At 51.5% G+C, this 16559-nt stretch carries 14 protein-coding genes; 6 read left to right on the forward strand and 8 right to left on the reverse strand.

The features are described 5' to 3' along the window. Together mfd and G434_RS00360 are read right to left on the reverse strand one after the other, a co-directional pair. The gene (gene mfd, locus G434_RS00365; RefSeq protein WP_001376821.1) at window positions 1-3447 is read right to left on the reverse strand and encodes a transcription-repair coupling factor; all 3447 of its coding nucleotides are present in this window, start codon (window positions 3445-3447) and stop codon (window positions 1-3) included. A 127-nt stretch (window positions 3448-3574) separates the two neighbouring features. Further along, the gene (locus tag G434_RS00360) at window positions 3575-4648 is read right to left on the reverse strand and encodes an acyltransferase family protein (RefSeq protein ID WP_000810222.1); all 1074 of its coding nucleotides are present in this window, start codon (window positions 4646-4648) and stop codon (window positions 3575-3577) included. Window positions 4649-4908: 260 nt separating this feature from the next. Here G434_RS00360 and lolC point away from each other — a divergent pair, with 260 nt between their 5' ends. Genes lolC through cobB form a run of 5 tightly spaced genes read left to right on the forward strand, consistent with a single transcriptional unit; the run spans window position 4909 to window position 9823 of the window. After that, window positions 4909-6108, forward strand: coding sequence for a lipoprotein-releasing ABC transporter permease subunit LolC (lolC, locus tag G434_RS00355; RefSeq protein ID WP_000284714.1), 1200 nt, complete (start codon window positions 4909-4911; stop codon window positions 6106-6108). Then, window positions 6101-6802 (forward strand): lipoprotein-releasing ABC transporter ATP-binding protein LolD, encoded by a 702-nt coding sequence (gene lolD, locus G434_RS00350; RefSeq protein WP_001033695.1) that lies wholly within the window; start codon window positions 6101-6103, stop codon window positions 6800-6802. The genes lolC and lolD overlap by 8 nt, the downstream gene beginning before the upstream one ends. Beyond that, on the forward strand, window positions 6802-8046 hold the full coding sequence (gene lolE, locus G434_RS00345) for a lipoprotein-releasing ABC transporter permease subunit LolE (RefSeq protein WP_001251363.1): 1245 nt from the start codon (window positions 6802-6804) through the stop codon (window positions 8044-8046). Before lolD ends, lolE begins: the two co-directional genes overlap by 1 nt. 28 nt (window positions 8047-8074) lie before the next feature. Continuing rightward, the gene (nagK, locus tag G434_RS00340; RefSeq protein WP_000291270.1) at window positions 8075-8986 is read left to right on the forward strand and encodes an N-acetylglucosamine kinase; all 912 of its coding nucleotides are present in this window, start codon (window positions 8075-8077) and stop codon (window positions 8984-8986) included. A 15-nt stretch (window positions 8987-9001) separates the two neighbouring features. Beyond that, the gene (gene cobB / locus G434_RS00335; protein ID WP_000952755.1) at window positions 9002-9823 is read left to right on the forward strand and encodes a Sir2 family NAD+-dependent deacetylase; all 822 of its coding nucleotides are present in this window, start codon (window positions 9002-9004) and stop codon (window positions 9821-9823) included. Window positions 9824-9960: 137 nt separating this feature from the next. On the opposite strand, the gene G434_RS00330 is transcribed toward cobB, so the two are convergent. Genes G434_RS00330 through potA form a run of 6 tightly spaced genes read right to left on the reverse strand, consistent with a single transcriptional unit; the run spans window position 9961 to window position 15073 of the window. Continuing rightward, a complete protein-coding gene (locus G434_RS00330; protein WP_000720220.1) occupies window positions 9961-10746 on the reverse strand; it encodes a TPM domain-containing protein in 786 nt (261 codons plus the stop codon). After that, entirely contained in the window at window positions 10743-11204 is a 462-nt protein-coding gene (locus tag G434_RS00325) for a DUF3592 domain-containing protein (RefSeq protein ID WP_001309411.1), read from the reverse strand. Before G434_RS00325 ends, G434_RS00330 begins: the two co-directional genes overlap by 4 nt. A gap of 57 nt (window positions 11205-11261) precedes the next feature. Beyond that, window positions 11262-12308 (reverse strand): spermidine/putrescine ABC transporter substrate-binding protein PotD, encoded by a 1047-nt coding sequence (gene potD, locus G434_RS00320; protein ID WP_000759325.1) that lies wholly within the window; start codon window positions 12306-12308, stop codon window positions 11262-11264. Beyond that, the gene (gene potC, locus G434_RS00315) at window positions 12305-13099 is read right to left on the reverse strand and encodes a spermidine/putrescine ABC transporter permease PotC (RefSeq protein ID WP_000580316.1); all 795 of its coding nucleotides are present in this window, start codon (window positions 13097-13099) and stop codon (window positions 12305-12307) included. The genes potD and potC overlap by 4 nt, the downstream gene beginning before the upstream one ends. Beyond that, entirely contained in the window at window positions 13096-13953 is an 858-nt protein-coding gene (potB, locus tag G434_RS00310) for a spermidine/putrescine ABC transporter permease PotB (protein ID WP_000799401.1), read from the reverse strand. The genes potC and potB overlap by 4 nt, the downstream gene beginning before the upstream one ends. Continuing rightward, the gene (gene potA / locus G434_RS00305) at window positions 13937-15073 is read right to left on the reverse strand and encodes a spermidine/putrescine ABC transporter ATP-binding protein PotA (RefSeq protein ID WP_000531594.1); all 1137 of its coding nucleotides are present in this window, start codon (window positions 15071-15073) and stop codon (window positions 13937-13939) included. Before potA ends, potB begins: the two co-directional genes overlap by 17 nt. Before the next feature lie 249 nt (window positions 15074-15322). Here potA and pepT point away from each other — a divergent pair, with 249 nt between their 5' ends. Continuing rightward, window positions 15323-16549, forward strand: coding sequence for a peptidase T (gene pepT / locus G434_RS00300; protein ID WP_000359446.1), 1227 nt, complete (start codon window positions 15323-15325; stop codon window positions 16547-16549). Window positions 16550-16559: the final 10 nt, after the last annotated feature.

Consider the following 16559-nt stretch of genomic DNA (forward strand, 5'->3'; position numbering starts at 1 on the left):
TCAAGCGATGGCGTTCTCTTCCAGTTCACGCATAAACTGGCGTACCCATTCGATACGCGTTTTCCGCTCACTCAAATCCTGAATAAACTTCAGGCGCGTCGGACCATCAAGGCGGTAATGCTGCGGCTGTTTTTGCAGCAAACCAATCAGCCATGCCGGATTAACGTGATTCTTCTCGGCAAATTCGATCACGCCGCCTTTCTCATTACCTTCCAGCTTCCTGATCCCCAGTTTCTGCGCTTGCTGGCGCAGACGGGCAATATCCAGCAGGGTACGCGCCGGATCCGGCAGCAGGCCGAAGCGATCGATAAGCTCAACTTTGATCTCTTCCAGTTCGTTTTCCGTTTTGGCGCTGGCAATACGTTTATAGAACGACAAACGCGTATTCACGTCAGGAATGAAATCATCCGGCAACAGCGACGGCATCCGCAGCTCGACTTCAGTTTGCTGACTGGTGAGATCTTCCAGCGACGGCTCGCGTCCGGCTTTCAGCGCATCGACGGCGTTTTCCAGCAACTCCATATACAGCGAGAAACCGATAGTTTCCATTGAGCCACTTTGTTCTTCGCCAAGCAGTTCACCCGCGCCGCGAATCTCCAGATCGTGCGTTGCCAGCGCAAAACCTGCCCCGAGATCTTCCAGCGAGGCAATCGCTTCAAGACGTTTTTGCGCATCGGTAGTCATCGCTTTTGGATGCGGCGTCAGCAGCCATGCATATGCCTGATGATGCGAACGTCCGACGCGACCGCGCAACTGGTGCAGCTGCGCCAGACCGAAGTGATCCGCGCGTTCAATGATAATGGTGTTGGCTGTCGGGATGTCGATCCCGGTTTCGATAATGGTGGTACAAACCAGCACGTTGAAACGTTGATGATGGAAATCATTCATCACCCGTTCCAGTTCGCGCTCACGCATCTGCCCGTGACCGATGGCAATCCGCGCTTCTGGCACCAGTTCCGCCAGCCGTTCGGCGGCTTTCTGGATGTTTTCCACATCATTGTAAAGATAATAAGCCTGCCCCCCGCGCAAAATTTCACGCAGGATCGCCTCCCTGACCACCAGACTGTCATACTCGCGGACAAACGTTTTGACCGCCAGACGACGGGCGGGCGGCGTGGCAATAATCGACAGATCGCGCATTCCGCTCATCGCCATATTCAGCGTACGTGGGATCGGCGTAGCGGTAAGCGTCAGAATATCCACGTTCGCGCGCATCGCTTTAATGCGCTCTTTATGACGCACCCCGAAGCGGTGTTCTTCATCGACAATCAGCAGGCCTAAATCTTTAAACTTGACGTCACTTTGCAGCAGTTTGTGCGTACCGATCAGAATATCGATTTTCCCTTCCGCCACTTCCGCAAGGATTTGCGTCTGCTCTTTGGCGCTGCGGAAACGGGAGATCATTTCGATACGTACCGGCCAGTTGGCGAAACGGTCGCGGAAGTTGTCGTAATGCTGCTGCGCGAGAAGGGTGGTAGGCACCAGCACCGCCACCTGCTTGTGGTTATCTACTGCCAGGAAAGCGGCGCGCATCGCCACTTCTGTTTTACCAAAGCCAACATCGCCGCACACCAGACGATCCATTGCCAGCGGCTGACACATGTCGCTAAGTACCGCATTAATGGCCTGTGCCTGATCCGGCGTGGTTTCAAACGGGAAGCTGTCGCAGAACAACTGATACTGCTCACGATCGTGTTTAAACGCGTAGCCCTCTTTGGCGGCGCGTTGCGCGTAGATATCCAGCAATTCTGCCGCCACATCACGCACTTTTTCCGCCGCTTTCTGCCGCGCGCGTGACCACGCATCGCCGCCAAGTTTATGCAGCGGGGCGTTTTCTTCCGCGCCACCGGCGTAACGGCTAATCAGATGCAGTGACGACACCGGAACATACAGTTTGGCGTCGTTGGCATAGGTGAGCATCAAATACTCGCCAGTAATGCCGCCCGCTTCCAGCGTGGTCATTCCGGCATAGCGACCGACGCCGTGCTCCAGATGGACCACCGGCTGGCCAATATGCAGCTCCGCGAGGTTGCGGATCAGTGTATCGGGGTTGATGGTGCGGCGAGAATCCTGACGACGGCGGGCAACACGTTCACCGAGCAGATCGCTTTCGCAAATCAGCGCCAGGTTACGCACCTTATCGACAAAACCATGTTCGGCAGCGCCAATCATCAGATAACGCCCACGGTCGCTGGCTTCATCAAGACGCATAATGCGTTGCGGAGCAATTTTAATTCGTGCGAGCAGTTCACCCAGCGCTTCACGGCGACCTTCACTTTCTACCGAGAACACCACCGGACCGTCGAAAGTCTCGAGGAACTTACGTAGCGCATCCAGCGGCGCTTTTTGTTGTGCCTGAACGGCCAGGTCTGGCAGTTTCTGGAAACCTAAATTGGCATTCGCGGCTTTTGTCGGTAAATGTTCAGTTTTTAGCTGCACACGCGGCCAGTTTTTCAGCTCTGAAAAGAGCTCGTCTACCCGCAGCCAGAGCGATTGTGGTGGCAACAGTGGACGCATCGGATCGACGCCGCGATTCTCAAAACGCGCCAGCGTGTCAGCCTGGAAACGTTCGGCACTGTTTTCCAGATCGCCAGTATTCACCAGCAAGGTATTGGCAGGGAAATAACTGAACAGCGGCGGCAGTGGTTCGCTGAAGAACAATGGCTGCCAGTACTCGATCCCGGCAGGTAATGTGCCTTTACTCACTTGCTGATAAATATGTTCCGGGTCGCGCTTCACTTCGAAGGTATCACGCCACTGGCTGCGGAACAGTTCAATTGCCGCTTTATCGGTCGGAAATTCGTGCGCGGGCAGCAGATTGATCTCTTCTACTTCCTCCAGCGTGCGCTGGCTATCGACGTCAAACACCCGCAGGCTGTCGATTTCATCATCAAAGAAATCAAGACGATAAGGCAGCTCACTCCCCATCGGGAAGAGATCCAGCAACGCGCCGCGCGTGGCGTATTCGCCGTGCTCCATCACCTGGTCAACATGGCGATAACCGGCGCTGTCCAGTTGGGTTCGTAATGCATCTCGTGACAGGCGCTGACCTTTTTTCATCACCAGCGCATGACCGTGGAGAAAACTGTGCGGGCAAACGCGCTGCATAAGCGTATTCACCGGAACAATCAGTACGCCACGCTGCATCGTCGGTAGCTGGTAAAGGGTGGAAAGGCGCGAGGAGATAATGTCCTGATGAGGCGAAAAACTGTCGTAGGGAAGAGTTTCCCAGTCCGCCAGATTCATCACCATTTGATCGGTAAACTGGCTGATTTCATCATGCAAACGCAGAGCATTTTGCATATCTGGTGCAATGAGTACCACCGGACCGGCGTGACGTTCGGCAATTTCCGCTACCAGCGTCGCGCAGGCAGCGCCGGTTAACTCGCCCAGCAGACGCTGCTCACCCGCTTTGACGGGCAGCGTATAACGATATTGTTCAGGCATAACGGTTGTCAGATTCTCGTTAGGATATGCCTCAACATATGGGGGCATATCTCTGATAAGCAATGCTGTTCATTATCCGTAATCGACATGGTTTAGCAAATTGAATCGCCCCGGCTGGGGCGATGGCTTAGCGGGAGTAACTGACGGCAGCGGGCAGTGAAGGCGGGGAGAACAACAGATCGCTGAATGCACGCTGTGAAAGTTTTCTTACCAGCAAGCCCGCAACAGTACAGATGAACAAACTGACAAAGGGGTAAACCATCAGGAGTGTCAGTTCGACTTGCGGCGACCAGCGTGCCGCGTTCATTGGCGCAAGCAGAGTTAAGCTGAATATCTCTACCAGAATGCGATGGGTGGTGTAGATAGCAATGGTGTTGGTGCCAATCACATTCAGCAGGCTGGTGGAGCGCATACCGAAACGTTGCTCGTATTGATAAAACAGCTTCATGATCACCACAATCGATACCAGCGACAACAGCAGCGAGATAGTAAACAACCAGGCACCGACCGCCAGAACGGTCAGCAAAGAAGCCATCAGCAGATGGCGGCGCAACGGCACCTCTTTAACGTAGGTCATTAATGTTGCGCCAAACCATGCGCCAAGGCTGTAATAAGGCAAATTGCGGATCACACTGTTCATGCCCCACCACGGCGTGGGAACGAAATTAACCGCCACACTCAGCAGTACAAACAAGGCGAATAGTGGCAGCGCCAGACGGCTAAAAATTTTACATACCACGAAATAGACAATTAACGCATACAGATACCACAAGCTGGTGCTGGCGGTGATCATCCCGCGCAGGAACTCACCGGTGGAATCGGCATACGCGGCATTGGAGGCATTGCTTAAATCGCGCTCAGGTGCCAGCCACTGGTTCAGCGCACTTAACGCCAGCCACTGCACCACGCCCCAAAGCGCCAGCACCCAGAAGATGTTCCAGATGCGTTTATCGAGACAATTTCCCCACGGTACGCTGTCGATATAGCGGCGAATCAAATAGCCGGATATAAAGAAAAAAACCGGCATACGAAAGGGTGCAAGGTAAAGATTGAAATAGATCCAGCATTTGCTCAGGACTTCCGATAACGGATGCTGAAAAGTGCTCAGATGCGGATAAAAGGTAATCACCGAGTGATAAATCACTACCAGACAAATACATAACCCTTTGATCTGGTTAATCCATAGCTCTTTTTGTTTCATCAGGACAACACGCTCTTTTTATTTAACATGCTGTTGATCCTGAGGGGCCAGTCGCGTGGTGTAATGCGTATCTGTCTGTATTTGGTTATTTTTCAGATAAAGATCAGGCCACAAGGCCAATGAGAAAATGAGGCCCTTTAGTCGATTGATTTGCTGCTACTTTTCAGATTAGCCCTGACGATCACTTACAGTTCAGACGTTTACCCATCCCGCTTTCGCTTATATACTCGTGTCTTTGCTACAGCAACCAGACGGATTTCATGTACCAACCTGTCGCTCTATTTATTGGCCTGCGTTACATGCGTGGGCGTGCAGCGGATCGCTTCGGTCGTTTCGTCTCCTGGCTTTCTACCATCGGCATTACCCTCGGGGTGATGGCGCTGGTCACAGTATTGTCAGTGATGAACGGCTTTGAGCGCGAGCTGCAAAACAACATCCTTGGCCTGATGCCACAGGCAATTCTCTCTTCTGAGCATGGCTCTCTTAACCCGCAGCAACTCCCGGAAACGGCAGTCAAACTGGACGGCGTTAATCGCGTCGCACCTATTACTACCGGTGATGTGGTACTGCAAAGCGCGCGCAGCGTGGCGGTCGGGGTGATGCTGGGTATCGACCCGGCGCAAAAAGATCCACTAACGCCGTATCTGGTCAATGTGAAACAAACTGACCTCGAGCCGGGGAAATATAATGTCATCCTCGGTGAACAGCTTGCCTCACAGTTGGGCGTCAATCGCGGTGATCAAATCCGCGTGATGGTGCCATCTGCCAGCCAGTTCACGCCGATGGGGCGTATTCCAAGCCAGCGTCTGTTCAATGTGATTGGCACTTTCGCTGCCAACAGTGAAGTCGATGGCTATGAAATGCTGGTGAATATTGAGGATGCCTCGCGTCTGATGCGTTATCCGGCAGGCAATATTACCGGCTGGCGATTGTGGCTGGATGAGCCGCTGAAAGTCGACTCATTAAGTCAACAAAAACTGCCTGAAGGCAGCAAATGGCAGGACTGGCGTGACCGTAAAGGCGAGCTGTTCCAGGCCGTACGCATGGAAAAAAATATGATGGGCTTGCTGCTGAGCCTGATTGTCGCCGTAGCGGCGTTTAACATTATTACCTCGCTAGGGCTGATGGTGATGGAGAAGCAGGGCGAAGTAGCGATCCTGCAAACGCAAGGCTTAACTCCGCGACAAATCATGATGGTCTTTATGGTGCAAGGGGCCAGCGCCGGTATTATCGGTGCGATCCTTGGAGCGGCGCTTGGCGCACTGCTTGCCAGCCAGTTAAATAATCTGATGCCGATAATCGGCGTCCTGCTTGATGGCGCGGCGCTGCCGGTCGCTATCGAACCTTTACAGGTCATTGTTATTGCGCTGGTGGCGATGGCTATCGCGCTGCTGTCTACGCTTTACCCTTCATGGCGCGCTGCCGCCACACAACCCGCTGAGGCTTTACGTTATGAATAAGATCCTGTTGCAATGCGACAACCTGTGCAAACGCTATCAGGAAGGCAGTGTGCAAACCGATGTACTGCACAATGTCAGTTTCAGCGTCGGCGAAGGTGAAATGATGGCGATCGTCGGTAGCTCTGGTTCCGGTAAAAGCACCTTGCTGCACCTGCTGGGCGGGCTGGATACGCCAACCTCCGGCGATGTGATCTTTAACGGTCAGCCGATGAGCAAACTGTCTTCGGCGGCGAAAGCAGAACTGCGCAACCAGAAGCTGGGCTTTATTTATCAGTTTCACCACCTGCTGCCGGATTTTACTGCCCTGGAAAACGTGGCTATGCCGCTGCTGATTGGCAAGAAAAAGCCCGCTGAAATCAACAGTCGAGCGTTGGAAATGTTAAAAGCGGTGGGGCTGGAGCATCGTGCGAATCACCGCCCATCTGAACTTTCTGGTGGCGAACGCCAGCGAGTGGCGATTGCCCGTGCGCTGGTCAATAACCCTCGTCTGGTACTGGCGGATGAACCTACCGGTAACCTTGATGCGCGTAACGCCGACAGCATCTTCCAGTTGCTTGGGGAGTTGAATCGCTTGCAGGGCACCGCCTTCTTGGTGGTCACTCACGACCTGCAACTGGCGAAACGTATGAGCCGCCAACTGGAAATGCGTGATGGACGTCTGACGGCGGAACTGAGCCTGATGGGGGCGGAGTAATGGCGATGCCTTTATCGTTATTGATTGGCCTGCGTTTTAGCCGCGGACGGCGACGCGGCGGCATGGTGTCGCTGATCTCAGTCATTTCTACCATTGGCATTGCCCTCGGCGTGGCGGTATTGATCGTCGGCTTAAGCGCGATGAACGGCTTTGAACGCGAACTGAACAACCGTATTCTGGCGGTGGTGCCGCATGGTGAAATTGAGGCGGTAGATCAGCCGTGGACTAACTGGCAGGAAGCCCTGGATAACGTGCAGAAAGTGCCGGGCATTGCCGCCGCTGCGCCGTATATCAATTTCACCGGGCTGGTGGAGAGCGGCGCGAATCTGCGCGCAATCCAGGTGAAGGGCGTTAACCCGCAACAGGAACAGCGTCTGAGCGCATTGCCCTCGTTTGTTCAGGGGGATGCCTGGCGCAATTTTAAAGCGGGCGAACAGCAAATTATCATCGGCAAAGGCGTGGCGGATGCGCTGAAAGTGAAGCAGGGCGATTGGGTGTCGATTATGATCCCCAACTCGAATCCCGAGCATAAACTGATGCAGCCAAAACGTGTGCGTTTGCACATTGCCGGTATTTTGCAGTTGAGTGGTCAACTCGATCACAGTTTTGCCATGATCCCGCTGGCGGATGCCCAGCAATATCTTGATATGGGTTCCAGCGTGTCAGGTATTGCCCTTAAAATGACGGATGTTTTCAACGCCAATAAGCTGGTACGCGATGCGGGTGAAGTGACCAACAGCTATGTTTATATTAAAAGCTGGATTGGTACTTACGGCTATATGTATCGCGATATCCAGATGATCCGCGCCATTATGTATCTGGCGATGGTACTGGTGATTGGCGTGGCCTGTTTCAACATCGTCTCCACCTTAGTGATGGCGGTGAAAGACAAGAGTGGCGATATCGCAGTATTACGAACGCTGGGGGCGAAAGATGGTTTAATTCGCGCCATCTTTGTCTGGTATGGATTGCTGGCAGGGCTATTCGGTAGCCTGTGTGGTGTGATTATCGGCGTAGTTGTTTCACTGCAACTTACCCCGATTATTGAGTGGATTGAAAAGTTGATCGGTCATCAGTTCCTCTCCAGCGATATCTATTTTATTGACTTCCTGCCATCGGAATTGCACTGGCTGGACGTCTTCTACGTACTGGTCACAGCATTGTTGCTGAGTCTTTTGGCAAGTTGGTATCCGGCGCGACGCGCCAGTAATATTGACCCTGCGCGAGTCCTTAGCGGCCAGTAAAGGCAGTACATTAAAACAAGGAGCGGCAATGTATTACGGGTTTGATATTGGTGGAACAAAAATTGCGCTTGGCGTGTTTGATAGCGGTCGGCAGTTGCAGTGGGAAAAGCGGGTGCCGACACCGCGTGACAGCTATGACGCATTTTTAGATGCAGTGTGTGAGCTGGTAGCTGAAGCTGACCAACGTTTTGGCTGTAAAGGCTCTGTCGGCATCGGTATTCCGGGAATGCCGGAAACAGAAGATGGTACGCTGTATGCCGCCAATGTCCCCGCTGCCAGCGGTAAACCGCTGCGTGCCGACCTGAGCGCACGTCTTGATCGCGATGTACGCCTTGATAACGATGCCAACTGTTTTGCCCTTTCAGAAGCCTGGGATGATGAATTTACTCAATATCCACTGGTGATGGGGTTGATTCTCGGCACCGGCGTTGGCGGCGGGCTGATTTTCAACGGTAAACCAATTACCGGTAAAAGCTATATTACCGGCGAGTTTGGCCATATGCGTCTGCCGGTTGATGCGTTAACCATGATGGGGCTGGATTTCCCGTTACGCCGCTGCGGCTGTGGTCAGCATGGCTGCATTGAAAATTATCTGTCTGGTCGCGGTTTTGCGTGGCTGTATCAACACTATTATCATCAACCGTTGCAGGCTCCCGAAATTATTGCGCTTTATGATCAAGGCGATGAGCAGGCAAGGGCGCACGTTGAGCGTTATCTGGATTTATTAGCGGTTTGTCTGGGAAATATCCTGACCATTGTTGACCCTGACCTGGTCGTCATTGGTGGTGGCTTATCGAATTTCCCGGCAATCACAACGCAACTGGCGGACAGGCTGCCTCGTCATCTCTTACCTGTAGCTCGTGTTCCGCGCATTGAACGCGCGCGCCACGGTGATGCGGGAGGAATGCGTGGTGCGGCCTTCCTACATCTAACCGATTAAACAACAGAGGTTGCTATGCTGTCGCGTCGGGGTCATCGGTTAAGTCGTTTTCGTAAAAATAAACGCCGTCTGCGCGAGCGTTTGCGTCAGCGTGTTTTTTTCAGAGATAAAGTGGTGCCGGAAGCAATGGAAAAACCAAGAGTACTCGTACTGACAGGGGCAGGTATTTCTGCGGAATCAGGTATTCGTACCTTTCGCGCCGCAGATGGCCTGTGGGAAGAACATCGGGTTGAAGATGTGGCAACGCCGGAAGGTTTCGATCGCGATCCTGAACTGGTGCAAGCGTTTTATAACGCCCGTCGTCGACAGCTACAGCAGCCAGAAATTCAGCCTAACGCCGCGCATCTTGCGCTGGCTAAACTGCAAGACGCCCTCGGCGATCGCTTTTTGCTGGTGACGCAGAATATCGACAACCTGCATGAACGCGCAGGTAATACCAATGTCATTCATATGCATGGGGAACTGCTGAAAGTTCGCTGTTCGCAAAGTGGTCAGGTTCTCGACTGGACCGGAGACGTTACGCCAGAAGATAAATGCCATTGTTGCCAGTTCCCGGCACCCTTGCGCCCGCACGTCGTTTGGTTTGGCGAAATGCCACTCGGCATGGATGAAATTTATATGGCGTTGTCGATGGCCGATATTTTCATTGCCATTGGTACTTCCGGGCATGTTTATCCGGCAGCTGGGTTTGTTCACGAAGCGAAACTGCATGGCGCGCACACCGTGGAGCTGAATCTTGAACCAAGCCAGGTCGGTAATGAATTTGCCGAGAAATATTACGGCCCGGCAAGCCAGGTGGTGCCAGAGTTTGTTGAAAAGTTGCTGAAGGGCTTATAAAGCAGGAAGCATTGCCTGATGTGCTACGCTTATCAGGCCTACAAGGGGACGCAATTAATTGAATTTGCGGGTTTTGTGGGCCAGATAAGGCGTTCGCGCCGCATCCGGCATAATAAACGCACACTTTACTGCCTCTTTTACCGTTTACTCGTCAATAACAACGCGGCAATAAACGTACAGACACCAATCAGCCCTGCCCAGAGCGGCGATATTCTGGTAATCGCAAAGCTATTATCGATGTACAAACATAAAGCCTGATAACCCATATTGGCAACAGTCATCGCCACTGCAAACTTTAATGCATAATTAAGGCGCGTTGTGTAGTTAAAAAATGTAGTCAAGACGATGAATGCAACTGCCCAGGCAAAAAGACCTAATATCGTGGTACTGCCGGGAGGATCATTCTCCTGCTGTTGTCCGGGATGCGGATAATATGTCAGTGGCGGCGTCGGTTGTTTTAATATCTGTGCTTGTAAAACAGCCAATGCATTATTGATTCCCTGATACCAGAGGTCCGCATGTAAATAAGCATGAGTGTGATTTTCTACCAGAAGGCCGAGATGTTTATCGTCCAGACCGCTTTCAACCTGGTCGTTGGTTATCATAATTAACCGTGGCTCGCGGGTGGTAAAAAGTAACAGGACGCTGCCTTTTACATCACTCAATGAAGATGACGCATGCGCCAGCATCGCTTTGCCATTTTGCCTGAAGCTTGCTTCATTAACGTCAGGTACAACCACGATAAACGGCGCAATCCCGGTTTGTTGACGAAAAAGCTCCGCTTTCCGCGCAATCTCCTCAGCATCCGGTACAGTACCTGTAACATCCGTAAAAAGTGTCTTCATTATTGGGATTAAGGGCTTACTGGTTGCTGTCAGAGGCAGCAGTATCAGTAAACTGAGCAGTATTATGATTTTTTTCATGGACGGGACTTCCGTTTCCTGCGTGACTTTTTAGAGGAGGGCATACTGATTAATAAACCGACGGCGATAAAAATAACGCCCATAATGCCGATAAACCCCCATTTAAAAAAATTAACCCACGGGTTATTTATCTCAGCCTTTTCAGGATGCCCTGGAGAATAATAAACATTAACTTTATCGCCTTCGCTGTCTTCATAAAAATCGCTGCCGATACTCGAATTGAAAATTAGCGTGTAATCAGGCGTCGGTCGAAAGGCAACGACGGGATACCACGAACCATTTTTACCCGTGCGATGAGAATGACTGGAGTGCCAGACGGTATCAACAATGACGCCTTCAGTATGAATCGCGTCTTTGCTATAGGTGAACTGGTTATAAAAGATAACAACAGAAATGAGGATCAGTACCAGACCGATACCGAGGAATATACGAAAGAAAACTTTACTGTCCTGACTCATTAGCCACATCCTTGCTAAATAAAAAACGGGCGGTAATACCACCGCCCGCTTGCTGAATTAACGTCCTGCTTTCAGCTTCTGATAATACTCTTCATAAATGCTGCTGGCTGCGCCAACGTCATTCTGCCATTCACCATTTTTAATGGTTTCAGCATCCGGGTAGAGCGTTTTATCGTTCGCCACTTCCGGACTTAACAGCTTACGCGCCGCAAGGTTTGGCGTTGGATAACCGATAGTTTCAGCAACCTGTTTTGCCACATCCGGGCGCAGCAGGAAGTTGATCAATTTCAGCGCGCCTTCTTTGTTTTTGGCATTTGCTGGGATCGCCAGGCTGTCCATCCAGAAAATGCCGCCTTCTTTCGGCCACACCACATCAATTGGCGTACCCGCCTGGCGTGCAACGAAAGCAGAACCGTTCCAGATCATGCCGAGGTTAACTTCGCCTTCCATATACGGGTTCGCCGGGTTATCGGAGTTAAACGCCGCGACGTTTGGCATCAGTTTTTTCAGCTCGTTGTATGCAGCTTCAATCTCTTTCGGATCGGTGGTGTTACCGGAGTAGCCCAGCTTACGCAGCGCCATCTGGAACACTTCACGGGCATCGTCGGTCAGCAGCAGGCTGCCTTTGTACTCAGGCTTCCACAGATCGGCCCAGCTGGTAACGGATTTGGGATCCACCGCATCACCATTAACACCAATCGCCGTCGCACCCCAGATATACGGAATGGAGTAGTCGTTATTCGGGTCAAACGGCTTATTGAGCATGTCTGGATCGAGGTTGCTGAAATTGCTTAACTTCGACTTGTCGATCTTCTGGATCATCCCTTGTTTACGCATTTTATCGACGTAATAGGTTGAAGGAACCACCAGGTCATAGGCACCGTCTTTGTACGTTTTCAGCTTGGCATACATGGTTTCGTTCGACTCGTAAGTCGAATAGATAACCTTAATACCGGTTTCTTTGGTGAACTGTTCAAGCAGTCCTGGTGGCACGTACTCGGTCCAGTTGTAAAAATACAGCGTGTTGTTGTCATCGGCGTGAGCGGCGCTCATGCCCAGTGCCAGAGCACCCGCCGCGAGCAGGTGGCGTGACCATTTTTTCATTTAACGTCCCCTGTGTTACCTTTCGTTTTATCACGAGCAATAAGCTGGCTGGCAATTACCATCACCAGCGACAGCACCAGTAATATGGTTGCCAGCGCGTTAACTTCCGGCGATACGCCGACTTTGACCATCGAATAAATTTTTAACGGCAGAATTTCATAGCTTGGTCCGGTGACGAACGAAGAAACTACTACATCGTCCATCGACAGGGTAAAGCTTAACACCCAGCCCGCCGCTACCGCTGGCATTGCCAGTGGCAGAATGATTTTTCGCAGAATGGTAAATTCGCTGGCACCGAGATCTTTCGCCGCTTCCAGCATTCGCACGTCAAAACCTTTCAGGCGCGAATACACTGTCACCACCACAAATGGCAGGCAGAAGGTGATATGCGAGAACAGCAGCGACCAGAAGCCAAGCTGAATACCCAGCAGCATAAACAGCACCAGCAGAGAAATCGCCATCACAATATCTGGCGACATCATCACCACAAACAGCATTCCGCTAACGAATGGCTTACCGCGAAAGCGATAACGGTACAGCGCAACTGCAGTCAGTGAACCGATAAGCGTAGCAAACGTCGCTGAAAACACCGCCATCGTCAATGAATGCTGAGCTGCCTGCAACAGACTGTCGTTGTTCATCAGCAGGCTATACCATTTAGTGGTAAAACCCTGCCAGTTGATGCCAAAGCGCGAGCTGTTAAAGGAGTTCACAATCAAAATAATGATTGGGATATACAGGTACGCGTAGATAGCGGTCATAAAACCGCCGCGAAGCAGTCGACCGATCATTCGAGTTCCACCTTCTTATTCAGCAAACGAGAAGCGCGCCAGTAAACCAGCAACATCAGGCCCATTACGATAGTCAGCGTAATGCTGGTGGCTGCACCAAACGGCCAGTCACGAATATTGAGGAACTGTACTTTGATGACGTTACCGATCAGCAGGTTTTTCGCACCGCCCATCAGGTCGGACACATAGAACAGGCCCATCGCTGGCAGCATCACCAACAGGCATCCGGCAATAATCCCCGGCATCGTCAGTGGGATAATGATACGGATAAAGGTCTGCAACTTGCTGGCACCGAGATCGCGCGCCGCCTCCAGCAACGGCTTATCCAGTTTTTCGATACTCGAGTACAGCGGCATCACCATAAACGGCAGCAGAATGTAAACCAGACCGATAATCACCGCACTGGGTGTGAACATGATGCGAATTGGTGTATCGATAACGCCCAGCCAGAGCAAAAACTCGTTGAGATAGCCTTTGGTGCTGAGGAAAATTTTCAGCCCGTAGATACGAATCAATGAGTTGGTCCAGAACGGAACAATCAGCAGAAACAGCAGCAGCGGACGCACCTTGTGTGGCAGCTTCGCCAGAAACCAGGCAAAAGGATAGCCCAGCACCAGGCAGGCGAGGGTGGCGATCAGCGCCATATTCAGCGAGTGCAATAGCACTTCAAAATAGAGCGGATCGAGCAGACGCGTGTAGTTATCCAGCGTAAAGACCATTTTGACGAAACTGGCGTCGTCGCGGGTCAAAAAGCTGGTGCCAATGATCATCAGGTTGGGCAGAAAGACAAACAACACAAGCCAACCGACAATAGTGACAATCACTACATTCTGGAACTTACTTGTGTTCTTCATCAGCCAGTACGACCTCCCAGCTTTCTACCCAATTAATGGCCATTTTTTGGTCGAGAGAGTGGTCAAAGTCAGGATCGTCTTCATTGAAGAATTCGCTGACCATCACCATCTTGCCATTTTCCAGTTCAACAACCGACTCCAGCGTCATGCCTTTGTAGTTACGCTCGCGAACGTAACCAATCAGCCCTTCAGCGTGGTTGTCGTCGTTAATCTCTTCAACACGTAAGTCTTCCGGGCGCAGCAGAACATGCAGTTTTTGCCCCGGTTCAACGGCGAAGTTAACGTAGATATTACATTCGCGGCCTTCAACGTTGGCGCGTACGCGCTGCTCGTCGAGACGTTCGATGACAGTGGCGTTAAACATATTGATTTCGCCAATAAACCCAGCAACAAACAGGTTTTTCGGCTCTTCATAGATTTCACGCGGCGTGCCGTCTTGCTCAATGCGACCATCGCGCATCACCACAATCCTGTCCGACATGGTGAGTGCTTCTTCCTGGTCGTGAGTCACGAAGACGAATGTAATGCCAAGCTTACGCTGTAACGCTTTCAGCTCGTTCTGCATTTGCTTGCGCAGTTTGTAATCCAGCGCTGAGAGCGACTCATCCAGCAACAACAGACGAGGCTTGTTAACCACCGCGCGGGCAATGGCGACGCGTTGCTGTTGACCACCAGAGAGCTGATGCGGTTTGCGTTGAGCGAAGGTTTCCAGCTGCACCATCCGCAGGGCTTCCATCACGCGGGGCGTAATTTCAGCAGCGGGGGTTTTTTGCATGCGTAACCCAAAGGCCACATTTTCGAACACGGTCATGTGGGGGAAAAGTGCGTAGCTTTGGAAAACAGTGTTCACATAGCGGTTTTCCGCCGGAACGTGGGTGATGTCCTCGTTATCCAGCATGATGCGTCCGGAATCAACAGTTTCCAGACCTGCAATCAGGCGAAGAACGGTTGTTTTACCGCAGCCAGAAGGGCCAAGCAGCGTGAGGAACTCGCCATTGTTGATAGTCAGATCCAGCTGGGGAATGACCTCTTTACCATCAAAGCATTTGCGAATTCCCGCCAATTGCACCAGCGGTGAAAGCGAACTCGGTTGTTTATTCAATTTTTTACTCTGTCCCATGTAAACGCAACGGATGGCTTACCGATGCGGGGTTTGTGGTTAACCACCTTGGTGACTCTTAATGAGGGCGGTAATTCTACGGCAAACCGCTTGAATCGCCAATCTTTGTTGTGAATTACTGGCTTAGCTTTATATTCATTAAGGTAATGCTGATAAATATTCCCGCTTGCAGGGGTAAAAGTGACCTGACGCAATATTTGTCTTTTCTTGCTTCTTAATAATGTTGTCACAAAAAGTGAGGGTGACTACATGGATAAACTACTTGAGCGATTTTTGAACTACGTGTCTCTGGATACCCAATCAAAGGCAGGGGTGAGACAGGTTCCCAGCACGGAAGGCCAATGGAAGTTATTGCATCTGCTGAAAGAGCAGCTCGAAGAGATGGGGCTTATCAATGTGACCTTAAGTGAGAAGGGCACTTTGATGGCGACGTTACCGGCTAACGTCCCTGGCGATATCCCGGCGATTGGCTTTATTTCTCATGTGGATACCTCACCGGATTGCAGCGGCAAAAATGTGAATCCGCAAATTGTTGAAAACTATCGCGGTGGCGATATTGCGCTGGGTATCGGCGATGAAGTTTTATCACCGGTTATGTTCCCGGTGCTGCATCAGCTACTGGGTCAGACGCTGATTACCACCGATGGTAAAACCTTGTTAGGTGCCGATGACAAAGCAGGTATTGCAGAAATCATGACCGCGCTGGCGGTATTACAACAAAAAAACATTCCGCATGGTGATATTCGCGTCGCCTTTACCCCGGATGAAGAAGTGGGTAAAGGGGCGAAACATTTTGATGTTGACGCCTTCGATGCCCGCTGGGCTTACACCGTTGATGGTGGTGGCGTAGGCGAACTGGAGTTTGAAAACTTCAACGCTGCGTCGGTCAATATCAAAATTGTAGGCAATAACGTTCACCCAGGCACAGCGAAAGGTGTAATGGTGAATGCGCTGTCGCTGGCGGCACGTATTCATGCGGAAGTTCCGGCGGATGAAAGCCCGGAAATGACAGAAGGCTATGAAGGTTTCTATCACCTGGCGAGCATGAAAGGCACCGTTGAACGGGCCGATATGCACTACATCATCCGTGATTTCGACCGTAAACAGTTTGAAGCGCGTAAACGTAAAATGATGGAGATCGCCAAAAAAGTGGGCAAAGGGTTACATCCTGATTGCTACATTGAATTGGTGATTGAAGACAGTTACTACAATATGCGCGAGAAAGTGGTTGAGCATCCGCATATTCTCGATATCGCCCAGCAGGCGATGCGTGACTGCGATATTGAACCGGAACTGAAACCGATCCGCGGCGGTACCGACGGCGCGCAGTTGTCGTTTATGGGATTACCGTGCCCGAACCTGTTCACTGGCGGTTACAACTATCATGGTAAGCATGAGTTTGTGACTCTGGAAGGTATGGAAAAAGCGGTGCAGGTGATCGTCCGTATTGCCGAGTTAACGGCGCAACGGAAGTAAGCGAAAAGGG

The organism is Escherichia sp. KTE172 (genome assembly GCF_000408845.1).
Lineage (GTDB): Bacteria > Pseudomonadota > Gammaproteobacteria > Enterobacterales > Enterobacteriaceae > Escherichia > Escherichia coli.